The organism is Leptothrix cholodnii SP-6, from assembly GCF_000019785.1.
Classification (GTDB): Bacteria; Pseudomonadota; Gammaproteobacteria; order Burkholderiales; family Burkholderiaceae_C; genus Sphaerotilus; species Sphaerotilus cholodnii.
Window position 1 is genome coordinate 256617 of record NC_010524.1, and the last position, 22092, is coordinate 278708.

Below are 22092 nucleotides of genomic sequence, written 5' to 3' on the forward strand. Positions count from 1 at the left end.
CGCCATGCGGCGTCCACCCCCCCCCCCGAGGGGGAGCAAGGAAACTTGGGGCGGCCCGGCGTTTCCTTGAGTCCGCCACGGCGTTTCCCTGCACGCCCGACAATGCGCAGCCGCGCCACGCGCTCGCTCGTTTCAACCCCGCTCCACGCGCCATGTCGAACCCGAATCCCGATCCCTCCGCCGTGCTGCCCGAACGGGTGCGCGAGGTCGCCGCCTGGCTGGCCGAACGCGCGCATGCCGATGCGCCGCGCTGGCTCGACGTCTCCGCCCGCACCGCGCAGGAGGCCGCCGACGCACTGGGCGTGGCGCTCGGCCAGATCGCCAAGAGCGTGATCTTCCGGCGCCTGGCCGACGACGTGGCGGTGCTGGTCGTGACCTCGGGCGACCGGCGGGTCGACGAGGCCAAGGTGGTGGCGCAGGTCGGCGCGATCGGCCGTGCCGACGCGGCTTTCGTGCGCGCGCGCACCGGCTTCGTGATCGGCGGCGTGGCGCCGGTGGCGCATCGCAACGAGCCGGTGGTGCTGCTCGACCGCGACCTCTGGCGCTTCGAGTCGATCTGGGCCGCCGCCGGCCATCCGAAGGCGGTCTTCCGGCTGGTGCCCGACGACCTGCGCCGGCTGTGCGCAGGCGCGGCGGCGCACGACGTCACCGAGTCGGCGGCGCCGCGCAGCCCGTGCATCGACGTGTGCAAGCTCGACCCCGTGACCCGCCTCTGCGAGGGCTGCCTGCGCACCATCGACGAGATCGCCGGCTGGTCGGCGATGAGCGACGAGGCCCGCCTCGAGGTGCTGCGCCAGCTGCCCGGGCGCCGCGCCTGAGCGCGGCGGCGGCGGGCGACGGCCGCCGCCTGTCAGTCAGGGGTCAGTGCCGGCACTGAAATTCGGATCCCCCTGGTCGTACGCACCGGCACCCTCAAGGAGACGACATGTCCGCACACCCGACGCCGGATCGGGCGCCCCGGACACCGATGGCCCGGGAAGACATCCAGCTCGTCTTTGCGTCTTCCTTCGGCACGGTGTACGAGTGGTACGACTTCTACCTCTACGGCGCGCTCGCGCCCATCATCGCGGCGCAGTTCTTCAGCGGGCTCGATCCGTCGGCCGGCTTCATCTTCGCGCTGCTCGCCTTTGCCGCCGGCTTCATCGTGCGCCCGTTCGGCGCGCTGGTGTTCGGTCGCCTGGGCGACATGATCGGGCGCAAGTACACCTTCCTGATCACCATCTTGCTGATGGGCCTGTCGACCTGCGTGGTCGGCGTGCTGCCGAGCTACGCCGACATCGGCCTGGCCGCGCCGGTGATGCTGATCGCGCTGCGGCTGCTGCAGGGCCTGGCGATGGGCGGCGAGTACGGCGGCGCGGCGACCTACGTGGCCGAACACGCGCCGCCCGACCGGCGCGGTTTCTACACCTCGTGGATCCAGACCACCGCCTCGCTCGGCCTGTTCATGGCGCTGGTGGTGATCCTGCTGCTGCGCCAGGTGCTCGGCGATGCCGCCTTCGCCGACTGGGGCTGGCGCATCCCGTTCCTGCTGTCGATCGTGCTGCTGGCGGTGAGCGTGTGGGTGCGGCTGTCGATGAACGAATCGCCGGCTTTCCAGCGCCTGCGTGAAACCGGCCGCACCTCGAAGGCGCCGATCCGCGAGTCGTTCGGCAACTGGCGCAACCTGCGGGTCGTGCTGCTGGCGCTGTTCGGGCTGGTGGCCGGGCAGGCGGTGGTCTGGTACACGGGCCAGTTCTACGCGCTGTTCTTCCTGACCGGCGTGCTGCGGGTCGAGCCGTCGACCGCGCAGTGGCTGATGGTCGCGGCGCTGGCGATCGGCACGCCGTTCTTCGTGTTCTTCGGCGCGCTGGCGGATCGCATCGGCCGCAAGCCGATCATCATGGCCGGCCTGGCGCTGGCGGCGGCGGGCTACTTCCCGATGTTCGAGGCGCTGACGGTGGCGGCCAACCCGGCGCTGGCCGAGGCGCAGGCGAACGCGCGCATCGTGGTGGCAGCCGACCCGGCGACCTGCTCGTTCCAGGGCAGTCCGATCGCGCGTGAGGTCGATTTCGCCTCGCCCTGCGATCTGGCCAAGCGCTTCCTGACCGAACAGGGCGCCAGCTACGACAACCGCGCGCTGCCGCGCGGCGCCGCCACCGTGGTGCGGGTCGGCAGCACCGAGATCACGCCGCCGCGCGGGGGGCTCGCGGCCGGCGGCCACGGCTTCGACGACCGCAGCGTGCGCGCCATCGCGGCCTTCCGCGCCGAGGTGCGCCAGGCTCTGCTGGCGGCGGGCTACCCGGAGCGGGCCGACCCGGCGCGCATGGACAAGGTCGGCATCGTCGTGATCCTGAGCGCCTTCATGCTGCTGGTGACGATGGTCTACGGCCCGATCGCGGCGATGCTGGTGGAGATGTTCCCCACCCGCATCCGCTACACCTCGATGAGCCTGCCGTATCACATCGGCAACGGCTGGTTCGGCGGCCTGATGCCGTCGATCGCGTTCGCCATCGTCGCCCACAGCGGCAACATGTACGACGGCCTCTGGTACCCGGTGCTGATCGCCGCCGGCTCCTGCGCGATCGGCCTGCTGCTGGTGCGCGAGACGCGCGGGCGCGACATCTACGCGCAGGACTGAGGATCGAGCCGGCCGAGCGCCGTCAGCCGTCACTGTCAGCCGTCGGCGGCACTCGGTGCCGTGGCGGCCGGCCCGGCCGGCACGTGGCGCAGCCAAGCCCGGCCGACCGCGTATTCGAGCAGCGCCGCTGCGCACATCAGCCCGGCGCCGGTGGCCAGCACCCAGGCCGGCGAGGCCTGCCGGGCGGCGAACCAGAAGCCGGTCAGCATCGTCACCCGGAAGAACCACAGCGTGGCCTCGCGCGCCACGATGCGATCGGCCAGCGCGCCGTGGATGTCGAGCGTGCGCTGGTTCAGCACCTGTTCGCTGGCCAGCCAGAACGGCAGCGTGACGGCGTGCAGCAGCAGGTGCAGCACGTACAGCGCCGGCAGCCAGGCGCTGGCACCGAGCAGCGCATGCGCCGCCGTGATGCCCAGGCAGGCCAGGCCCATCCAGCCGTCGCGGTTGTGGGCCTGGCGGCGGTGCCGCAGCGCGTACAGCGCGATCGCGCCGGCCAGCGTGGCGACGGTCGCGACCCAGCCGTAGTGGCTGGCCTTGCCGAGCGCCTCGATGGCGCCGCTGGCGCTCATCACCATGCCGATGCCCAGCAGCCCCGACTCCAGCAGGAACAGCGGCAGGCAGGCCACGAACTCGCGCTGGCGCAGCACCGCCAGCGGTGCGTGCAGGCGCAGCGGCGGCGTGTCGGGCAGGTGCCGTGGTGCCACCGCCAGGCCCAGCAGCGCCACGCCGGCGTACAGGCCGTAGAGGCTGGCCGCGCCGCGTTCATCGCCCCAGAACGTCAACCACAGGCTGGCGACCAGCGTGGTCAGCAGGCTGACGACCACCGACAGCACGGTGGCATGGGCGGCGTAGCCGTCGCGCCCGGTGTCGTCGAGCACGCTGAGCTCGATCCACAGCCGTGCGCCCCAGCTCAGGCCGAGAAATCCGCCCACGGCGACGGCCAGCACCACCGGCTGCCCGTCGGCCCACCACAGCAGCAGGCCGGGCACGCCGAACGCCGCGCGCACCAGCGGCCGGGCATCGATGCGCCAGCGCCGGCCGCTGGTGTAGGCCAGCACCGTGCCGGCCATCGTCACGGTCAGCATCAGCAGCGTGTAGTGCACCGTGGCGGCCATGCCGGCGTCGGCGTAGACCAGCACGGCGCCGAAGCCCACCAGCGTCGACAGGCAGGCCTGCACGGCCAGGAAGGGCGCCAGCTGGCGCTCGAGGGCGGTGAGCTTCATGCCTCGATCAGCCCCCAGCGCAGCGCCAGCAGCGTCAGCTCGGCCTGGTTGCTGGCGCCGAGCTTCTGCTTGACGTTGTAGAGGTGCGTGCCGACCGTGCTGGCCGACAGCTTGAGCTGCGCCGCGATGTCGGCCACGCCGGCGCCCCGCGCGAGCTGCACGAAGACCTCGAACTCGCGCTCGGACAGCGCATCGACCGGGCTCGGCTCGTCGCCCAGCTGCGCCAGCGCGAGCTTCTGTGCGATCGCGGGGTCGATGTAGCGCTGGCCCGCCGCCACCCTCCGCACCGCCTCGACCAGCGCCTCGGGCGCGCCACGCTTGCTCAGGTAGCCGAGCGCGCCGGCCGCCAGCACGCGGCGCGGGTGCGCGGTGTCCTCGTGCGCCGACAGCACCAGTACGCGCGTGCGGCTGTTGCGCGCCTTCAGGCGGCGCAGCAGCTCCAGGCCGGTCATGCCGGGCATCGACAGGTCGAGCACCAGCACGTCGGGCAGCACCGTGTCGATCTGCGCCAGCGCCTCCTCGCCGCCGGGCGCTTCGGCCACCACCTCGATGTCGTCCGCACACGACTGCAGCAGCATGCGAAAACCCATGCGCACGATCGTGTGGTCGTCGACCAGCATCACGCGGATCATGTTCGGGGCCTTTCGGCTGGGGTTGCGGGGGGGCCGACGAGCGGCAGCGACGCGCTCACGCGCACGCCGCTGCGGGGCGCCGCCAGGCCTTCGATCTGCAGCTCGCCGCCGAGCCCGCGCAGGCGCTCGCGCAGGCCGCGCAGGCCGTAGTGGCCGGGCCGCTGCCAGTCGGGCGGCAGGCCGGCGCCGTCGTCCTCGACCGTGATCTGCAGGCCGGTGTCGTCGGCGCTGGCGGCGATGTCGATGCGAGCGGCGCCGCTGTGGCGCAGCGCGTTGTTGAGCGCCTCCTGCACCACGCGGTAGGCCGCCAGCGCCAGCTCGGCATCGAGCCCGGCCGGCAGCGCCTGCGTGTTCAGGTCGATCTGCGGCGAGCCCGGGCGCTGGCGTGCGCCGCCCACCAGATCGGCCAGCGCGTCGGCCAGGCCCAGGCTGTCGAGCGCCAGCGGCGTCAGGCGCGGGATCAGGCCGTGCATCACCTCGTAGAGCCGCGCCGCCTCGCTGGAGATCAGCGCCGCCATCTCGCGCCCGGCGGCGTCGCGCTCGCCGAGCCGGTGCACCAGCGAGTTGGCGACGCTGCGGATTGCCGTGACCGACTGGCCCAGCTCGTCGTGCAGCTCGCGCGCCATCTCGCGGCGCTCGTGTTCGGTGTGGTGCTCGATCTGGCGCGCGATCTCGCGGCTCTCGGCCAGGGTTCGCTGCGCCTCGTAGGCCGCCAGCCGGGCCTGCAGCTGGCCGTCGACCGCCGCGGCCATGCGGTTGACGGCGTTGCCGATCGATGCGGCCTCGCGCCCGGGCAGCGCCGGCAGGCGGGCGGCGTAGTCGCCGCGTTCGAGCCGCACCAGCCCGGCCAGGATGGTCTTGAACGGCCGCAGCGTGCGCCCCACGTACCAGAACACCAGCACGTTGATCAGCACCAGCGCCGCACCGCCCAGCGTGGCCATGCGCATCAGGTCGTCCCAGCCGTCGAGGATGGCGCGCGACGGGTCGGCCTCGACCACCAGCTGCCCGCCCGGCAGGCGGATCACCTGGCGCTGCGGCGGCGGCGCCACCCAGTGCGCAAACCAGTCGGGCGCCGCGCGGCCCTGCTTGTAGACCGGCGGCGGCGAGCGGTAGAGCTCCTGCCCGGCGTCGCTGCGCAGCGTGATCTCGTTGGCACGCACCCGGCCGAGCTGGTTGAGAAACTCCAGCAGCGCGCCCGGCCCCGACAGCCGGTAGACCCAGCCGACCCGTTCGAGCAGCTGGCCGGCGACGCGGTTGCCGGCAATGATCTCCTCGCGCACGCTGGTGCGGGTGGCCTCGATCTGCTGCGCCAGCAGCGCCACGATGAACAGCCCCATCAGCCCGACCAGCAGCAGGTGGATGCGAAAGCGCAGGCTGCGCCCGGCGATCGCGACCGGCGGCGGATCGGCCGTCGTGGCTGTGCCGTGCGGGGCGATCGGCAAGGGCGATGCGGGGCTGCTGCTGTCCATCGGCCGATTGTCCAGCGTGCGTCCGGGCCCGCCGTCGCCGTGGCCTTGGTGACAACCCGCCCACCGATTGGCGATTTTCATGAGGTGCGAATCATGGTCCTGGCGATGACGCCGCGGGCGCCGGCGCCGACACTTCATCCGCATCAGCACACGCTGCTTGCCTCGTTGACCCGCACCGCCAACCCCATCGAAGGAGACCTCATGACCTGGACCACCCCCGCTGCCTGCGACTTCCGCTTCGGCTTCGAAATCACGATGTACATCGCCGCCCGCTGATCCGCGTGCCGTGATGCGGCGGCCCATGTGTCGCCCGTCGAACCCCGAGGCCCGGCCGCAGCTCCCGCGCGGCCGGGCCTTTCCATCTGTGCCTGGCCTCCTGAAACCCTCCCGATGAAACTGCTCGTGCTCGGTAGCGCCGCCGGTGGCGGCTTCCCGCAGTGGAACTGCCACTGCGACAACTGCCGCGGCGTGCGCGCCGGCGCGCCCGGCCTGCGCGCGCGCACCCAGTCGTCGGTGGCGGTCGGCGGCCCGCACGACTGGGTGCTGGTCAACGCCTCGCCCGATGTGCTGACCCAGCTGCAGCGCGCGCCCGCCCTCAACCCGGGGCGCGCGCTGCGTGACAGCGGCATCGCCGGCGTGGTGCTGGTCGACGGCCAGGTCGACCACACCACCGGCCTCTACATGCTGCGCGAAGGCCAGCGGCCGCTGCCGCTGTGGTGCACCGACCCGGTGTTCGAGGACCTGACGCAGGGCAACCCGATCCTGGGCGTGCTGGCGCATTTCTGCGGTGTCGGCCGGCACCGCATCCCGCTCGACGGCAGTTCGTTCGAGGTCGCCGGCGTGCCGGGCCTGAAGATCACCGCGCTGGCGCTGCAGAGCAAGGCCGCACCGTATTCGCCGCACCGCGAACAGCCCGTGCCCGGCGACAACGTCGGCCTGCTGTTCGAGAACACCGCCAGCGGCGGGCGCCTGTTCTACGCGCCCGGCCTGGGCGCGATCGACGCACCGGTCTGGGAGCTGATGAACAGCGCCGACGTCGTGATGGTCGACGGCACCTTCTGGACCGACGACGAGATGATCCGCCTCGGCCTGTCGAAGAAGACCGCGCGCGACATCGGCCACCTCGCGCAAAGCGGCGAGGGCGGCATGATCGAGCAGCTCGGCCGCCTCAAGCCCGGCACGCGCCGGCTGCTCATCCACATCAACAACACCAACCCGATCCTCGACGAGGGCTCGCCGCAACGCCGCGAGCTTGACGCGGCGGGCATCGAGGTCTGCCACGACGGCATCGAGATCGAGTTCTGAACAGTCATCGAGCGAGTTTTGAGGATCAGCGCATGAACACATCCGTCGGCAACCGTTTCGGCACGCCCTTCAACGCACCGGCCACCACGAGGCCGCGTGACCCGGCCGCACCGGCCTGGGACCACGTCGCCTTCGAGGCGCAGCTGCGCGAGCAGGGCAAGAGCTATCACATCCACCACCCGTTCAACGTGATGCTGAACACGGGCCGCGCGACGCCCGAGCAGATCCGCGGCTGGGTGGCGAACCGTTTCTACTACCAGATCGCCATTCCGGTGAAGGACGCCGCGGTGCTGTCCAACTGCCCGGATCGCGCGGTGCGGCGCGAGTGGATCCAGCGCATCCTCGACCACGACGGCTTCGAGATCGGTGGCGTCAAGGACGAAGGTGGCATCGAGGCCTGGATCCGGCTCGGCATCGCGGTGGGCCTGACGCGCGAGGAGATCACCGACCTGCGCCACGTCATCCCGGCGGTGCGCTTTGCGGTCGACGCCTACGTGAACTTCGCGCGCCACGCGCCTTGGCAGGAGGCGGTGTGCTCGTCGCTCACCGAGCTGTTCGCGCCCGAGATCCACAAGCAGCGCCTGGCCACCTGGCCCGAACACTACGGCTGGATCGAGAGCGAGGGGCTGCAGTATTTCCGCAACCGCGTCAGCCAGGCGCGGCGTGATGTCGAGCAGGGGCTGGCGGTCACGCTCGGTCACTTCCAGACGCGCGATCAGCAGGAGCGCGCGCTCGAGATCCTGCGCTTCAAGCTCGACATTCTGTGGGCGATGAACGATGCGATGGCGCAGCGTTACGGGGCCGACGCATGAACGCGCCCACCGCTGAACGGGCCGCGCTCACCGACGACAGCGTGCCGAGCGTGGCGCGCGGGTTCCGGCTGCAATGGGAAGAAGCGCAAGGCAACCACGTGCTGCTCTACCCCGAGGGCATGGTCAAGCTCAACCGCAGCGCGGGCGAGATCCTGACGCGCTGCGACGGCGTCGCGACGGTGGCTCAGATCGTGAGCCAGCTCGAAGCGGCGTTCGGTGCCAGCGGGCTGCGTGCCGATGTCGAGGCCTTCCTGATGATGGCGCGCGAGCAGCGTTGGGTGACGTGGGCATGACGAACATGGCCGCGTCCGCTGTTGCCGTTCAGCCGCCCGGCCCGCCGTTGTGGCTGCTGGCCGAGGTGACCTACCGCTGCCCGCTGCACTGCGTCTTTTGCTACAACCCGCTCGACTTCGCCGCCCAGGGCAAGGCGCAGGAGCTGCCCACCGCCGACTGGCTGCGCGTGCTGCGCGAGGCGCGTGCGCTGGGCGCCGTGCAGTGCGGCTTCTCGGGCGGCGAGCCGCTCGAGCGCGACGACCTCGAGGAGATGATCGCCGAGGCGCACCGGCTCGGTTTCTACACCAACCTGCTGACCTCGGGTGTCGGCCTGACCGCGCAGCGCGCCGCCGCGCTGAAGGCCGCCGGCCTCGACCACATCCAGCTCAGCTTCCAGGACTCGACCCGCGAGCTCAACGACTTCCTGAGCCACACCAAGACCTTCGGCCTGAAGCAGCAGGTCGGCGAGCTGATCAAGGCCAACGGCTGGCCGATGGTGATGAACGTGGTGATCCACCGCCTCAACATCGATCACATCGACCGCATCATCGCGATGGCCGATGCGCTCGGTGCCGAGTACCTCGAACTCGCCAACTCGCAGTACTACTCGTGGGCGCACCTGAACCGCGACCACCTGCTGCCCACGCACGATCAGTTGAAGCGCGCCGAGGCGATCACCGACGAGTGGCGGGTCAAGCTGGCCGACCGCATGAAGCTGTTTTTCGTCGCTCCCGACTACCACGAGGGCACGCCCAAGAAGTGCATGAACGGCTGGGGCAACGTCTTCCTGACCATCACGCCCGACGGCACGGCCTTGCCTTGCCACACCGCCAAGATGCTGCCCGGCCTGGCGTTCCCGAACGTGCAGACGAGCTCGGTGCGCGAGATCTGGCAGGACAGCGAAGGCTTCAACCGCTTTCGCGGCACCGGCTGGATGAAGGAGCCGTGCGTGTCGTGCCCCGACAAGGAAAAGGACCTCGGCGGCTGCCGCTGCCAGGCTTTCCTGCTGGCCAACGACCCGGCCGCGGCCGACCCGGTCTGCCCCAAAAGCCCGCATCACGGCGTGGTCAAGGCGGCGGTCGAGGCCAGCGAAGCGGGTGCGGTGCCGGTGCGACCGCTGGTTTTCCGCGATCCGAAAAATTCGAAGGCTTTCGTCAGCCCGGTCGGGCAGAGCTGACATGAGTTGACGGAGATCAAGCTCCGCTGGGTGGCGGCTGTCTACAGTGGGCTCACCACTTCAGCAAAGTTCGATCATGTACAAGCACCTGTTTGTTCCCGTTGATGGCTCCGAACTGTCGCAGCGTGCGATGGACGGCAGCATCGCCCTGGCCTTGCAGCTGGGCGCGCGCATCACCGGTTTCGTGGCCGAGCCCGACCTGCCGCTGTCGGCCGTCAGCGGCAACGTGTCCACCTTCACCAGCCGTGTCGAAGCCCACGACGCCCGCACCGAGGCGCATGCCTACGCGCTGCTCGGCCAGTTCGAGGAGCGTGCCCGCACGGCCGGCGTCGAGTTCAGCGGCAAGCACCTGCGCACCCCCGCGGTGGACCAGGCGATCGCCGATGCCGCCGAGGAATCCGGCGCCGACATGATCGTGATGGTCACGCACGCCCGCGGCACGCTGGGCGAACTGGTGTTCGGCTCGCACACCAAGACGCTGATCTCGCGCACCAAGCTGCCGCTGCTGGTGTTGCACTGAGCGTGTTGCCCACGCCGCGCTGCAACCCGCAGCGCAGGCGCGGCGCTCGACTTGCCGATGTGCGGCGGGGGCGTGTCGGGCGTTTCAGTTGAAGAACAACCCGCGCGTCACGAAGGTGTGCAGGCCTTCGGCCCACATCAGCCCGACCAGCACCAGCACTGCCAGCGGTGGCAGCAGGATGGCGACGATCAGCGCCAGCCGTTCCCACGCCAAGTGCATGAACACGGCCACGATCAGGCCGGCCTTGGCCAGCATCAGCGTGACGATCAGGCTCCAGCGCAGCAGGCCTTGCAGCTGCACGTAGTCGACCCCGTACGACAGCGTGCTGAGCACGAACAGCAGCAGCCAGACCCGCAGGTAGAGCCCGATCGGGTGCTGCTGGCCGGCGTGCGCGACCGGCGCCTGCCGAATCGGCGGGGCGGGCGGGTACCGGGTCGCGCCGGGAGCTTGGGATCGGCGGTGTGTCTTCATGGCCTCACCACAGGTAGAAGAACGCGAAGATGAACACCCACACCAGGTCGACGAAGTGCCAGTACAGGCCGGCGATCTCGACAATCTGGTAGTTGCCGCTGCGTTCGCAGTGGCCGCGCAGCACGCGCAGCGCCACCACGATCAGGTAGATCACGCCGGCGCTGACGTGCAGGCCGTGGAAGCCGGTGATCATGAAGAACGCCGCGCCGAACTGCGCCGCGCCCATCGGGTTGGACCAGGGCCGCACGCCTTCGTGGATCAGCTTGCTCCACTCGAAGGCCTGCATCGACACGAACAGCAGGCCCAGCGCCGCGGTGGCCAGCATCAGCAGGGCGGCCGGGCGGCGCGCGCGGCGGTAGGCGCAGTTGACGGCCATCGCCATCGTGCCGCTGCTGGTGATGAGCACGAAGGTCATGATCGCGATCAGCAGCAGCGGCACGTCGGTGCCGCCCACCTGCAGCGCGAACACCTCGCTCGGGTTCGGCCAGGCCGCGGTGGTGGACAGCCGCACCGTCATGTAGCCGACCAGGAAGCAGCTGAAGACGAAGGTGTCGCTGAGCAGGAAGAACCACATCATCGCCTTGCCCCACGAGACGCCGTGAAAGGCCCGTCGGTCGCCCGACCAGTCGGCACGCAGGCCGGGCCAGCCGGGCGCTGCGCCGCCGGCGGTGAGCGTGGCGGCGTGTGGCGAGATCGCGGCCAGCCGCACGGGTGGCGGATGGCGTTGCAGCGGTTGGTGGTGCTGGCGCATGGCGGGCTCCGGTGGCGGTCAGCGCGTCAGACGCCGCAGATCGCCCGCGCCAGTTCGGGCGTGACGCCGCCCAGCAGGCCGAGCAGGCCCAGCCACACCAGCAGCAGGAAATGCCAGTAGCGCGCGCACAGCGCGACGCGCCAGGCCGAGGCGCGCAAGTCGCCGTCCGGCTCGTCTTGCCGGCCCTGCGTGATGGCGCGCCAGCTGTGCTCCCACGCCACCAGGCCGCCGGCCACGTGCAGGCCGTGCAGGGCGGTGAGCAGGTAGAAGAAGCTCGCCGCCGGGTTGCCGGCGGGGGTCACCGCGGCGTCGGCCAGGGCCTGCCAGGCGCCGAACTGCGTGACCAGGAAACCGCACGCCAGCGCTGCCGCGGCCAGCAGCCGCTGGCGGGCCGGCCGGTGCTGCGCGCGCCGGACAGCCCGGCGCGCCGACTGCATCGCCACGCTGGCCGCCAGCAGCAGCGCGGTGCTGGGCCAGAGCAGCCACGGCAGCGCGATCGACGACGCATCGCCCTGCGCCATGCGCATCACGTAGGCCAGCGCGAACAGCGCGAACAGCACGCCGATCACCGCCATCAGCAGCCACAGGCCGACGCTGACGTTGTCGGCGTGCAGCGGCGTGGGGTGCGGCCGCTGCGGCGCGGGTGCCGAGGCGCGCGGATGCGTCGCGCTGGCGGGGATGACGATCCGGCTCATGGCGATTTCCCTCCCGTGCGGGGTGGATCGGGTTCGATGCCGCCCGCGCCGCGCACCGCGTTCTGGGCGATGTAGTCGTCGTGCGCGCCCGGCACGCTGTAGGCGTAGGCCCAGCGGCTGGCGACCGGCAGCTGCGCGCCCCAGTTGCCGTGGCCGGGCGGGGTCTGCGGCGTCTGCCATTCGAGCGAGGCAGCACGCCATGGGTTCGGCCCGGCCGGCCGTCCACGCCGTGCGCTCCAGGCCAGGTTGAACAGGAACAGCAGCTGCGCCGCGCCCACCACGAAGGCCAGCACGCTGATGAAGACGTTGAGCGCATGCGCCGAGGCCGGGATGAACTGGTAGGCGTCGAAGTTGTAGTAGCGCCGCGGCATGCCGAGCACGCCGAGGTAGTGCATCGGGAAATAGATCGCGTAGGTGCCGAGAAAGGTGATCCAGAAATGCAGCTTGCCCAGCCGGTCGTCGAGCAGGCGGCCGGTGATCTTCGGGTACCAGTGGTAGATGCCGCCGAACACCACCAGGATCGGCGCCACGCCCATCACCATGTGGAAGTGCGCGACCACGAAGTAGGTGCCCGACAGCGGGATGTCGACGCTGACGTTGCCCAGAAACAGCCCCGTCAGCCCGCCCACCGTGAAGGTGCAGACGAAGGCCAGCGCGAACAGCATCGGCACCGTGAGGTGGATGTCGCCGCGCCAGATGGTGAGCACCCAGTTGTAGACCTTGATCGCGGTGGGCACGGCGATGATCAGCGTGCTGGTGGCGAAGAAGAAGCCGAAGTACGGGTTCATGCCGCTGACGAACATGTGGTGGGCCCAGACCACGAAGCTCAGGCCGCCGATCGCGACGATCGCCCACACCATCGTGCGGTAGCCGAAGATCGCCTTGCGCGCATGCACGCTGATCAGGTCGGAGACGATGCCGAAGGCCGGCAGCGCGACGATGTAGACCTCGGGGTGGCCGAAGAACCAGAACAGGTGCTGGAACAGCAGCGGGCTGCCGCCCTGGGTGGCGCTGGGCGCGCCCATCGAGATCAGCGCGGGCATGAAGAAGCTGGTGCCCAGCGTCTTGTCGAGCAGCATCATCACGCCGCTGACGAACAGCGCCGGAAACGCCAGCAGCGCCAGGATGGTGGCCACGAAGATGCCCCACACCGTCAGCGGCATGCGCAGCAGCGTCATGCCCTCGCAGCGCGCCTGCAGCACGGTGGTGACGTAGTTGAGCCCGCCCATCGTGGCCGCGACGATGAAGATCAGCAGCGACACCAGCATCAGCACGATGCCGGCGTCGCTGCCGGGTGTGCCGGGCAGGATGGCCTGCGGCGGGTAGAGCGTCCAGCCCGCGCCGGTCGGCCCGCCGGGCACGAAGAAGCTGGCCATCAGCACGATCACCGACAGCAGGTAGACCCAGAAGCTCAGCATGTTGAGGTAGGGAAACACCATGTCGCGCGCGCCCACCATCAAGGGGATCAGGTAGTTGCCGAAGCCGCCCAGGAACAGCGCGGTCAGCAGGTAGACCACCATGATCATCCCGTGCAGGGTGACGAACTGGTAGTAGCGCTCGGGCGTGATGAAGTCGAGCTTTCCGGGGAAACCGAGCTGCGCGCGCATCAGGTGCGACAGCACCAGGCCGACCAGGCCGACCGCGATGGCGGTGATCGCGTACTGGATCGCGATCACCTTGTGGTCCTGGCTCCAGACGTAGGTGGTCCAGAAACCGTGAGGGGCCGGGTGCGACTCGGCGGCATCCGCATCCAGATGATCCATGTGGCGACTCCCTCCTGCTTGTGTTGTGCCCTGTCCGGCCGATCAGGGCTTGCCGCCGGTGGCTGCGGCGTAGCGGGGCTGCGCAGCCAGCCAGGCCTGGAAGGCCGCCTCGTCCTCGACCACCACGACGCCGCGCATCAGGTGGTGGCCGATGCCGCACAGCTGCGCGCACATCAGCTCGAAACGCCCGGTCTGCGTGGGCGTGAACCAGAAGGTGGTGACGCTGCCCGGCACGATGTTCATGCGGGCGCGAAACGGCGGCACGAAGAAGTCGTGCAGCACGTCGTTGGAGCGCAGTTGCAGCTGCACCGGGCGCGCCAGCGGCAGGTGCAGCTCGTTGTCGTCGATCAGCACGTCGCCGTGGCCGCGTGCATCGGCGGGGTCGAGGCCGAAGGGGTTGTCGGCGCTGACGTGGCGGATGTCGCTGCGGCCGAGCAGGCCGTCCTCGCCTGCAAACCGATAACGCCAGCGCCACTGCTGGCCGACCACCTCGACCTTGAGCGCATCGGCGGGTGGGCGCACGTAGTCGGCATAGACCACCAGGCCGGGCGCCAGCAGCGCGACGATGCCGACCGTGGTGATGCCGATCAGCCAGCGTTCGAGCCGGTGGTCGTCGGGCGTGTAGGCGGCGCGCGCCTGGCCCCGGCCGGCGCGGTGGCGCCAGCGCAGGATGGCGTAGATGACCACCGCGTGGATCACCACGAAAAACGCGCCGGTGATCAGCAGCGTGATGGTCAGCGTGTCGTCCATGCGCTGCCAGTTCGACGCCAGCGGCTGCGTCCACCACGGGCTCAGCAGGTGGAACAGCACCGAGCCGACGACGATGACGATCAGGGCGATGGACAGGGCCATGTTGGCTACGCGCACGCAGGGCCGGGGCGGCCCGGCCCTGTGGCGGCTCGCTCAGGAGGGTTCGTGCCTGGCGAACTGCCAGTACAGCGTCGCGGCGGTCATGCCGAACACCAGGTGGGCGATGAATGCCGCCCAGCCGCGCCACTCGGCCAGCCACGGGAAGAACTGCGCCAGGCCGTGGAAGTTGACGAGGTAGAGCACGGCGCCGAACAGCGTGCCGATCAGCTCGGTCATGCCAGGGCTGGCGTCGTAATGGAAACCCGTCAGCAGCGTGGCCAGCAGCAGCGCGAAGGCGACCCCCAGCACGTAGTGCGTGACCAGCGCGACGCCGACGATCAGCGAGTCGAAATCGGCCGTGGCCTGCAGCACGTCGCGGCCCAGCACGATGGCCGCGACCCGGTACGAACTGCGCCAGGGGCTGTCGCCGGTGACGAACACCGACCAGGCCATGTCGAGCACCATCAGCACGGCGCCGGCCACCAGGCCTGCCACCACCGCGGCGCGCCAGTCGGGGCGCGGGCGGGACCATTCATGCGGGTGCAAGCGGAGTTCCATACAACCTCCTGTTGCCCTCGCTGGCGTTGCCTGCGCCGAGGGCCGTGCAAGGGTTATACACCCGCCCCCAGGCGATGCGATGCCTGCGAAACGGTCAGGGTCTTGGCCCGGCCGCGCGGCTGTGCGGGCGCAAACTCGATGCCTCGGCGTTCGCACGGCGCCGTCGTTGCGGGCCCGGTTCAGCGTCGTGAATCAGGAGGCTGTCATGTCGATCCCTGCACGTCTGTCGAGTTATCTCGAGCAACGCGGCCTGCATTACGAGGTCTGCACCCACCCCCACAGCCACAACAGCGCGCAGACCGCGCGCAACGCCCACGTGATGCGCCAGCAGCTCGCCAAATCGGTGCTGCTCGAAGACGACGAAGGCCCGCTGGTGGCGGTGGTGCCGGCCGACCAGATGGTGCTGGTGGGCGTGGTCGCGCGCATGCTCGGGCGCAAGCAGCTGCACCTGTCCGACGAGGCCGCGATGATGCGGCTGTTCGACGGCTGCGAGCGCGGCGCTCTGCCGCCGGTGGGCATGGCCTGGGGCGTCGAGACCGTCGTCGACGAGACGCTCGAATCGATGGATGCGGTCTACCTCGAGGTCGGCGACCACGAGCACCTGCTGCGCATGCCGCACGACGACTTCCATCGCCTGATGAGCAGCGCGCGCCACGGCCACATCGGCAAGCTGCCGATGCACTGAGACAACCGACTTCAACACCCGGCTTCACTGCAGGAGCTCAACATGGAACACATCGTCGATCGTTCCGGCCGCATGCAGGCCGCGCCGCAGGTGCGCAGCATCCACGCGGCGCGTCCGCTGGTCTGGCTCAGCCGCGGCTGGGCCGACATGTCCGTCGCCTGGCAGGCCAGCCTCGGCCACGGCGCGCTGGTGGCCGGCTTCGGCCTGGCGCTGCTGCTGGCGGCCGCCGGGGCCACCTACCTGGTGCCGACGCTGATCGGCGGCTTCCTGCTGGTGGCGCCGTTCGTGGCCATCGTGCACTACGGCCTGTCGCGCCAGATCGAGGCCGGCGAGACCCCCGACAGCACCGCCGCCTGGGCCGCCGTGCGCCACAACCCGGGCTCGATCGGGCTCTACGGCCTGATGCTGGCGCTGGCGCTGATCAGCTGGGAGCGCGTGGCCGCGATCGTGTTCGCGCTGTTCGTGGGCGCGGACGTGCCCGACCTGCGCAACCTGGCGGCCGACGTGCTGTTCTCGGGCCGCCACCTCGGCCTGCTGGCGGCCTTCCTGGGCGCCGGTGCGGTGATGGCCGCGGTGGTGTTCGCGCTCAGCGTCGTCACCGTGCCGCTGCTGCTCGAGCGTGACGTCGACCTGATCACCGCCGCCGTCACCAGCGTGCAGTGCTGCCTGCGCAACCCGCTGCCGATGCTGTGCTGGGCGGTGCTGATCGGCTGCCTCACGGCCTGGGGCTTCGCGATGGCGATGGTCGGCCTGGTGGTGATCTTCCCGCTGCTCGGCCATGCCAGCTGGCATGCCTACCGCGACCTGATCGAGTGAGACGCTGTCGGCGAAGGGCCCCTGAGATCAAGGGTGGCCCGCGATAGGGTGAGTCAATCGGCTGGATTGGATCAAAGAATGCTACCGAGCAATTGCCGCTGATAGCATTCATCCCATCGCAACCCCACTCACCCAAGGAAACCGCATGTCGCTGATCAACACCACCGTCCAGCCCTTCAAGGCCCAAGCTTTCCTGAACGGCAAGTTCATCGAAGTCACCGAAGCCAGCCTGAAGGGCAAGTGGTCGACGCTGATCTTCATGCCCGCCGCGTTCACCTTCAACTGCCCGACCGAAGTCGAAGACGCGGCCGCGAACTACGCCGAGTTCCAGAAGCTGGAGACCGAGGTCTACATCATCACGACCGACACCCACTTCGCGCACAAGGTGTGGCACGAGACGTCGCCGGCCGTCGGCAAGGCCCAGTTCCCGCTGGTCGGCGACCCGACGCATCAGCTGACGCGCGCTTTCGGCGTGCACATCGAAGAAGAAGGCCTGGCGCTGCGCGGCACCTTCATCATCAACCCGGAAGGTCAGATCAAGACCGCCGAAGTGCACTCGAACGAGATCGCCCGTGACGTGTCGGAAACCCTGCGCAAGCTCAAGGCTGCCCAGTACACCGCCAAGAACCCCGGCCAGGTCTGCCCGGCCAAGTGGAACGACGGCGCTGCGACCATCACCCCGTCGCTCGACCTCGTCGGCAAGATCTAACTCCTTGCCCTGCGTCAGCTCACCGAGCTGACCGTCTGATTGAAGGCCCGTACCCCGGGCCTTCGTTTCGCCTGAGCCCCCAAAAAGGGCTCCTGCCTGACCCTGTCGTCGAAAGAAATCACCATGTTGGACCAAGCCCTCAAGACCCAATTGAAGAGCTACCTCGAGCGCCTGCAACGGCCGATCGAGCTGGTGGCGTCTCTCGACGACAGCGCCAAGAGCGCCGAACTGCGCGGCCTGCTGCAGGACATCGCCGGCCTGTCGCCCCAGGTGAGCCTGGTCGAGCGCGACGACGGCCAGCGCACGCCCTCGTTCACGATCGGTGCGGCCGGCGCCGACGAGGCCGCCCGCATCCGCTTTGCCGGCATCCCGCTGGGCCACGAGTTCACCTCGCTGGTGCTGGCGCTGCTGCAGACCGGCGGCCACCCGCCCAAGGTCGAGGCCGGCGTGATCGAGCAGATCCGCGGCCTGGACGCCGACCTCAGCTTCGAGGTCTACATGTCCCTGACCTGCCACAACTGCCCGGACGTGGTGCAGGCGCTCAACCTGATGGCGGTGCTCAACCCCGGCGTCAAGGTGACGACGATCGACGGCGCGCTGTTCCAGGACGAGATCGCGCAGCGCCAGATCATGGCGGTGCCCACCGTGTTCCTGAACGGCCAGGAGTTCGGCGCCGGCCGCATGACGGTCGAAGACATCCTCGCCAAGGTCGACACCGGCGCGGCCGCGCGTGATGCGGCTCGGCTGGCCAAGCAGGCGGCCTACGACATGCTGATCGTCGGCGGCGGCCCGGCCGGCGCGGCGGCGGCGGTGTACGCGGCGCGCAAGGGCATCCGCACGGGCGTGGTGGCCGAGCGTTTCGGCGGCCAGACGCTCGACACGATGGCGATCGAGAACTTCATCTCGGTCAAGGAAACCGACGGGCCGAAGTTCGCGGTGGCGCTGGAGCAGCACGTCAAGCAGTACGACGTCGACATCATGAACGCGCAGCGCGCCGTCAAGCTGACCCCGGCCACCGAGCCGGGAGGGCTGGCCGAGCTGGAACTGGCCAACGGCGCGGTGCTGAAGGCGCGCAGCGTGATCCTGAGCACCGGCGCGCGCTGGCGCAACGTCAACGTGCCCGGCGAGGCCGAGTACAAGAACAAGGGCGTGGCCTACTGCCCGCACTGCGACGGCCCGCTGTTCAAGGGCAAGCGCGTGGCGGTGATCGGCGGCGGCAACTCGGGCGTCGAGGCGGCGATCGACCTGGCCGGCATCGTCAAGCACGTGACGTTGATCGAATTCGCCGACGCGCTGCGCGCCGACGCGGTGCTGGTGGCCAAGCTCAAGAGCCTGCCCAACGTGGCGATCCACACCAGCGCGCAGACCACCGAGATCCACGGCGACGGCCAGAAGGTCAACGGCCTGAGCTACACCGACCGTGTCAGCGGCGCGGGCCATCGGATCGATCTCGAAGGCGTGTTCGTGCAGATCGGCCTGGTGCCCAACACCGAGTGGCTCAAGGGCACGATCGAGCTCAGCCGCCACGGCGAGATCATCATCGACGCCCGCGGCCAGACCAATGTGCCCGGCATCTACGCCGCCGGCGACGTGACGACGGTGCCGTTCAAGCAGATCGTGATCGCGGTGGGCGAGGGCGCGAAGGCCGCACTCGGCGCCTTCGACCACCTGATGCGCACGCCGGTGGTGGCGGCCGAGACGGCCTGATCGCCGGGTGGCCGGGCGCTGCGTCTACAGCGCCTGCCGCCACCACTCGCCGGCCAGCGCCTGCTGCAGGAAGGCGATGAAGTTCGTCACCTTCAGCGGCACCAACCGCGGCGACGGGAACACCGCATGCACCGCCTGCGCGGGCAGCAGGTGGTCGGCCAGCACGGGGGTGATCGCACCGTCGGCCACCGACTCGCGCGCCACGTACCAGGGCAGCACCGCCAGGCCCATGCCGGCGCGCGCCGCGGCCAGCACGGCCGACAGGTTGTTCGATCGCAGCGGCCCGCGCACCGGCACCGATGTCTCCTCGCCGGCCGGCGTGGTCAGGCTCCAGCGTTCGTCGCCCTGCACGCTGCTGTAGACCAGGCAGGCGTGCGCGGCCAGATCGGCGGGCGTGGCCGGCGCCGGGTGCTCGCGCAGATAGGCCGGCGCGGCCGCCATCAGCCAGGGGTTGGTGCCGAGGTAGCGCGCGCCGAGCGCCGAATCGGCCAGCCGGCCCATGCGGATCGCCAGGTCCACGCCCTGCTCGACCAGATTCACGTAGCGGTCGTCGAAGGCCAGGTCGACCGTGACCTCCGGGTGCAGGCGCATGTAGCGCAGCACCAGCGGCACCACCACCCGCCGCCCGAACGCCACCGAGGTGCTGATGCGCAACGTGCCGCCGACCTGGCTCTGCAGCAGCGTGGCGAGGTTATCGGCGGCGTCGATTTCGCGGGCGATCAGCTTGCACTTGTCGTAATAGAGCGCGCCGACCTCGGTGGGCGTGACGCCGCGGGTCGAGCGGTGCAGCAGCCGCGCGCCCAGTCGCTGCTCCATCGCGGCGACCGACTTGGTGGCGGTCGGCTGCGTGATGCCGAACTCGGCGGCCGCCTTGCTGAAGCTGGCGGTCTCGACGATGCGGATGAAAAGCTGTACGCCGGTGATGCGGTCCATCGCGCCACTTTAGGCGCGCCGGCGTCGCCTTGGCGTCGGTATCGTCCCGCCGCCAGGGGACAACGCGCTCGCACTAGACTGCCGTCCATCCGGGCATTGAATTGAAGAAAGTCAGCATGAAGATCGATGTGGTCTCCGACGTGGTGTGCCCCTGGTGTGCGGTCGGCGTTTCGTCGCTGCTGCGGGCGCTCGACACGCTGGGCGACGAGTTGCGGCCGACGCTGCATTTCCAGCCCTTCGAGCTCAACCCGACGCTCGGGCCGGGCGGGCAGGACATCGTCGAGTACCTCGGCCGCAAGTACGGCTCGACGCCCGAGCAGATCGAGCGCACCCACGAGCAGATCGCGCAGCGCGGCGCGGCGGTGGGCTTCACGTTCAACATGGACCTGCGCACGCGCACCTACAACAGCTTCGACGCGCACCGCCTGCTGCACTGGGCCGGGCTGGAGGGCGAGGACTTCCAGCTGCTGCTCAAGCTGGCGCTGCTGCGCAGCTATTTCACCGAGGGGCTCGACCCCGGCGAGCCGGCGCTGCTGGTGAGCCTGGCGGCCGAGGCGGGGCTCGATGCGGCGCGTGCGCTCGACATCCTGGCCAGCGACGAATACGCCGACGAGGTGCGCGAGCGCGAGGCGTTCTACCAGTCGCAGGGCATCGCGTCGGTGCCGTCGTTCATCATCAACGACCGCCACCTGATCGCCGGTGGCCAGCCGCCCGAGTTCTTCGTGCAGGCGCTGCGCCAGATCGCCGAAGAAGGCTGAACCGCAGTCGAGCCGGTCTTGACGCAGCGCAAGCTGCTGCGCCGGCTTGCTCGCAAACCCCAGCGTGGCGGCGTGGGCCGGCGCGTTACGGTTCCGGCTCCGGTGCCGCCTCTGGCATCGGACCCCGGATCCGCAGGAGCAGTGATGACAGAAGACGCGCGACTGGCCGAGCTGGCGCAGATCGAGTCCGCCGTGTGGGCCGAGCTGGAGCGCGCCGTGCACAGTCGCTTCACCGGCAGCGTGGCGCCGCACGAATGGCGCCGGGCCGTTCTGGCGACCCAGGATGCCGACGGCCCGCAGGCGCGCAGCGTGGTGCTGCGCGACCTGCTGCTCGACAGCCGCGAACTGGTCTTCTACGCCGACGCGCGTTCGCCCAAGGTGGCGCAGCTGCGGCGCGATCCACGCGCCGTGCTGCTGTGCTGGAGCTCAACGCTGGGCTGGCAGCTGCGGCTGCGCTGCCACATCGAGGTCGAGACCAGCGGCCTGGACGTGACCGCACGCTGGGCCCACATCCGCAACCGCCCGGCCGCGCACGACTACCTGTCGCCGCTGGCCCCCGGCACGCCGATGCCCGACGGCCACGGCGGCCTGGTGGTGACGCCGCTGCCGCCCGAACGCCTGCGCGAGACCTTCGCGGTGCTGTCGGCGCGGGTCGAGGCGATCGACTGGCTGGAGCTGCACGCGCGCGGCCAGCGGCGCGCCGTGTTCGACGCCCAGGGCGCGCGCTGGCTGACGCCCTGATCCGGCCGCCGCCGTGTGGCGGTCGTACGCCACGGTGATGCGCCATCGAGACGCAGGGGCGGCACGCGCGCAGTGACAATCGGGGCCGGCGGCCCGCCGTGGCCGCTGTCTGACCCGACCCGCCCGCTCTCGAACCCACGTGCCGCTCCGTGTCCACACTGCCTGTTCCATCCGCCGCCACGCCCTCCGCCCGCCCCGCCTTCGCGCCCGATCCGCAGGCCCTGCGGCTGGGTTACGCCGGCCTGATCCCGTTTGTCATCGGGGTGCTGCTGGCGTGGCTGGTCGAGCACGACGAGGCGCACGACTTCGTGCTCCGGGCGATCAACGTCTATGCCGCGGTGATCGTGTCGTTTCTCGGTGCGCTGCACTGGGGGCTGGCGATGCGCGCGCAGCCGGGCGAGTCGACCGCCTTCGTCTGGGGCATCGTGCCCTCGCTGGTCGGCTGGGTGGCGGCGCTGATGCCGGCCGGCGCCGGCCTGGTGATCCAGAGCGCCGTGCTGATCGCCTGTTACCTGGTCGATCGGCGGGCCTACCCGCTGCACGGCGTGGCCGGCTGGCTGACGCTGCGTTTCCGCCTGACGGTGGTGGCCACGCTGAGCTGCCTGCTCGCGGCATCGTTCGCCTGAGG

At 70.2% G+C, this 22092-nt stretch carries 24 protein-coding genes and 1 pseudogene; 15 read left to right on the plus strand and 10 right to left on the minus strand.

Annotated elements, in window-relative coordinates; translation table 11 throughout:
- Positions 1-152 precede the first annotated feature (152 nt).
- Positions 153-818, plus strand: a complete 666-nt coding sequence (locus LCHO_RS01190) for a YbaK/EbsC family protein (RefSeq protein ID WP_012345276.1) — start codon at positions 153-155, stop codon at positions 816-818.
- Positions 819-925: 107 nt separating this feature from the next.
- Positions 926-2617 (plus strand): MFS transporter, encoded by a 1692-nt coding sequence (locus tag LCHO_RS01195; protein ID WP_012345277.1) that lies wholly within the window; start codon positions 926-928, stop codon positions 2615-2617.
- A 35-nt stretch (positions 2618-2652) separates the two neighbouring features.
- Here the strand turns inward: LCHO_RS01195 and LCHO_RS01200 are convergent, their stop codons facing one another.
- The 3 genes from LCHO_RS01200 to LCHO_RS01210 are packed head-to-tail and all read right to left on the minus strand — an operon-like array spanning position 2653 to position 5941.
- Positions 2653-3840: a hypothetical protein gene (locus LCHO_RS01200; RefSeq protein ID WP_012345278.1), complete on the minus strand. Its 1188-nt coding sequence runs from the start codon at positions 3838-3840 to the stop codon at positions 2653-2655.
- Entirely contained in the window at positions 3837-4472 is a 636-nt protein-coding gene (locus LCHO_RS01205) for a response regulator (protein WP_012345279.1), read from the minus strand. The genes LCHO_RS01200 and LCHO_RS01205 overlap by 4 nt, the downstream gene beginning before the upstream one ends.
- Positions 4469-5941: an ATP-binding protein gene (locus LCHO_RS01210; protein ID WP_012345280.1), complete on the minus strand. Its 1473-nt coding sequence runs from the start codon at positions 5939-5941 to the stop codon at positions 4469-4471. The genes LCHO_RS01205 and LCHO_RS01210 overlap by 4 nt, the downstream gene beginning before the upstream one ends.
- Positions 5942-6034: 93 nt before the next feature.
- Between LCHO_RS01210 and pqqA the strand changes: the two genes are divergently transcribed.
- The 6 genes from pqqA to LCHO_RS01240 all read left to right on the plus strand — a co-directional run bounded on the left by pqqA (position 6035) and on the right by LCHO_RS01240 (position 10028).
- Positions 6035-6217, plus strand: a complete 183-nt coding sequence (gene pqqA, locus LCHO_RS23090; RefSeq protein ID WP_012345281.1) for a pyrroloquinoline quinone precursor peptide PqqA — start codon at positions 6035-6037, stop codon at positions 6215-6217.
- A gap of 114 nt (positions 6218-6331) precedes the next feature.
- A complete protein-coding gene (gene pqqB, locus LCHO_RS01220; RefSeq protein ID WP_012345282.1) occupies positions 6332-7246 on the plus strand; it encodes a pyrroloquinoline quinone biosynthesis protein PqqB in 915 nt (304 codons plus the stop codon).
- A 32-nt stretch (positions 7247-7278) separates the two neighbouring features.
- Complete coding sequence (gene pqqC / locus LCHO_RS01225) at positions 7279-8058, plus strand: pyrroloquinoline-quinone synthase PqqC (RefSeq protein ID WP_012345283.1); 780 nt, start codon at positions 7279-7281, stop codon at positions 8056-8058.
- On the plus strand, positions 8055-8351 hold the full coding sequence (gene pqqD, locus LCHO_RS01230) for a pyrroloquinoline quinone biosynthesis peptide chaperone PqqD (RefSeq protein ID WP_012345284.1): 297 nt from the start codon (positions 8055-8057) through the stop codon (positions 8349-8351). The genes pqqC and pqqD overlap by 4 nt, the downstream gene beginning before the upstream one ends.
- The gene (gene pqqE / locus LCHO_RS01235) at positions 8348-9508 is read left to right on the plus strand and encodes a pyrroloquinoline quinone biosynthesis protein PqqE (RefSeq protein WP_012345285.1); all 1161 of its coding nucleotides are present in this window, start codon (positions 8348-8350) and stop codon (positions 9506-9508) included. Before pqqD ends, pqqE begins: the two co-directional genes overlap by 4 nt.
- A gap of 76 nt (positions 9509-9584) precedes the next feature.
- Entirely contained in the window at positions 9585-10028 is a 444-nt protein-coding gene (locus LCHO_RS01240; RefSeq protein WP_012345286.1) for a universal stress protein, read from the plus strand.
- Between the two features lie 84 nt (positions 10029-10112).
- Here the strand turns inward: LCHO_RS01240 and LCHO_RS01245 are convergent, their stop codons facing one another.
- The 6 genes and pseudogenes from LCHO_RS01245 to LCHO_RS01270 form a co-directional block, all read right to left on the minus strand.
- Positions 10113-10499, minus strand: a complete 387-nt coding sequence (locus tag LCHO_RS01245) for a cytochrome C oxidase subunit IV family protein (RefSeq protein WP_012345287.1) — start codon at positions 10497-10499, stop codon at positions 10113-10115.
- A gap of 4 nt (positions 10500-10503) precedes the next feature.
- Positions 10504-11250, minus strand: coding sequence for a heme-copper oxidase subunit III family protein (locus LCHO_RS01250; protein ID WP_012345288.1), 747 nt, complete (start codon positions 11248-11250; stop codon positions 10504-10506).
- Positions 11251-11276: 26 nt separating this feature from the next.
- Positions 11277-11945: a cytochrome c oxidase subunit 3 gene (locus LCHO_RS01255; protein WP_012345289.1), complete on the minus strand. Its 669-nt coding sequence runs from the start codon at positions 11943-11945 to the stop codon at positions 11277-11279.
- Positions 11942-13708 (minus strand): cytochrome c oxidase subunit I, encoded by a 1767-nt coding sequence (gene ctaD, locus LCHO_RS01260; RefSeq protein WP_012345290.1) that lies wholly within the window; start codon positions 13706-13708, stop codon positions 11942-11944. The genes LCHO_RS01255 and ctaD overlap by 4 nt, the downstream gene beginning before the upstream one ends.
- A gap of 66 nt (positions 13709-13774) precedes the next feature.
- Positions 13775-14560 (minus strand): annotated as a pseudogene (locus LCHO_RS01265) (cytochrome c oxidase subunit II); the annotation flags it as partial.
- Positions 14561-14611: 51 nt separating this feature from the next.
- Positions 14612-15115: a hypothetical protein gene (locus tag LCHO_RS01270; RefSeq protein ID WP_012345292.1), complete on the minus strand. Its 504-nt coding sequence runs from the start codon at positions 15113-15115 to the stop codon at positions 14612-14614.
- A gap of 205 nt (positions 15116-15320) precedes the next feature.
- Here LCHO_RS01270 and LCHO_RS01275 point away from each other — a divergent pair, with 205 nt between their 5' ends.
- The 4 genes from LCHO_RS01275 to ahpF all read left to right on the plus strand — a co-directional run bounded on the left by LCHO_RS01275 (position 15321) and on the right by ahpF (position 19032).
- Positions 15321-15800 (plus strand): aminoacyl-tRNA deacylase, encoded by a 480-nt coding sequence (locus tag LCHO_RS01275; RefSeq protein ID WP_012345293.1) that lies wholly within the window; start codon positions 15321-15323, stop codon positions 15798-15800.
- Positions 15801-15842: 42 nt separating this feature from the next.
- A complete protein-coding gene (locus tag LCHO_RS01280) occupies positions 15843-16616 on the plus strand; it encodes a DUF2189 domain-containing protein (RefSeq protein ID WP_012345294.1) in 774 nt (257 codons plus the stop codon).
- 145 nt (positions 16617-16761) lie between these two features.
- Positions 16762-17325 carry an alkyl hydroperoxide reductase subunit C gene (ahpC, locus tag LCHO_RS01285; RefSeq protein ID WP_012345295.1) on the plus strand — a complete coding sequence of 188 codons (564 nt, stop codon included), beginning with the start codon at positions 16762-16764 and terminating at the stop codon, positions 17323-17325.
- A 123-nt stretch (positions 17326-17448) separates the two neighbouring features.
- The gene (gene ahpF / locus LCHO_RS01290) at positions 17449-19032 is read left to right on the plus strand and encodes an alkyl hydroperoxide reductase subunit F (RefSeq protein ID WP_012345296.1); all 1584 of its coding nucleotides are present in this window, start codon (positions 17449-17451) and stop codon (positions 19030-19032) included.
- 24 nt (positions 19033-19056) lie between these two features.
- Here ahpF and LCHO_RS01295 read toward each other — a convergent pair whose 3' ends face one another.
- Positions 19057-19965 (minus strand): LysR family transcriptional regulator, encoded by a 909-nt coding sequence (locus LCHO_RS01295; RefSeq protein ID WP_012345297.1) that lies wholly within the window; start codon positions 19963-19965, stop codon positions 19057-19059.
- Between the two features lie 116 nt (positions 19966-20081).
- Here LCHO_RS01295 and LCHO_RS01300 point away from each other — a divergent pair, with 116 nt between their 5' ends.
- From LCHO_RS01300 to LCHO_RS01310, 3 genes are all read left to right on the plus strand, one after another.
- A complete protein-coding gene (locus LCHO_RS01300; RefSeq protein WP_012345298.1) occupies positions 20082-20723 on the plus strand; it encodes a DsbA family oxidoreductase in 642 nt (213 codons plus the stop codon).
- Between the two features lie 144 nt (positions 20724-20867).
- Positions 20868-21464 (plus strand): pyridoxamine 5'-phosphate oxidase family protein, encoded by a 597-nt coding sequence (locus tag LCHO_RS01305; RefSeq protein ID WP_012345299.1) that lies wholly within the window; start codon positions 20868-20870, stop codon positions 21462-21464.
- Between the two features lie 149 nt (positions 21465-21613).
- The gene (locus LCHO_RS01310) at positions 21614-22090 is read left to right on the plus strand and encodes a DUF3429 domain-containing protein (RefSeq protein WP_012345300.1); all 477 of its coding nucleotides are present in this window, start codon (positions 21614-21616) and stop codon (positions 22088-22090) included.
- Positions 22091-22092: the final 2 nt, after the last annotated feature.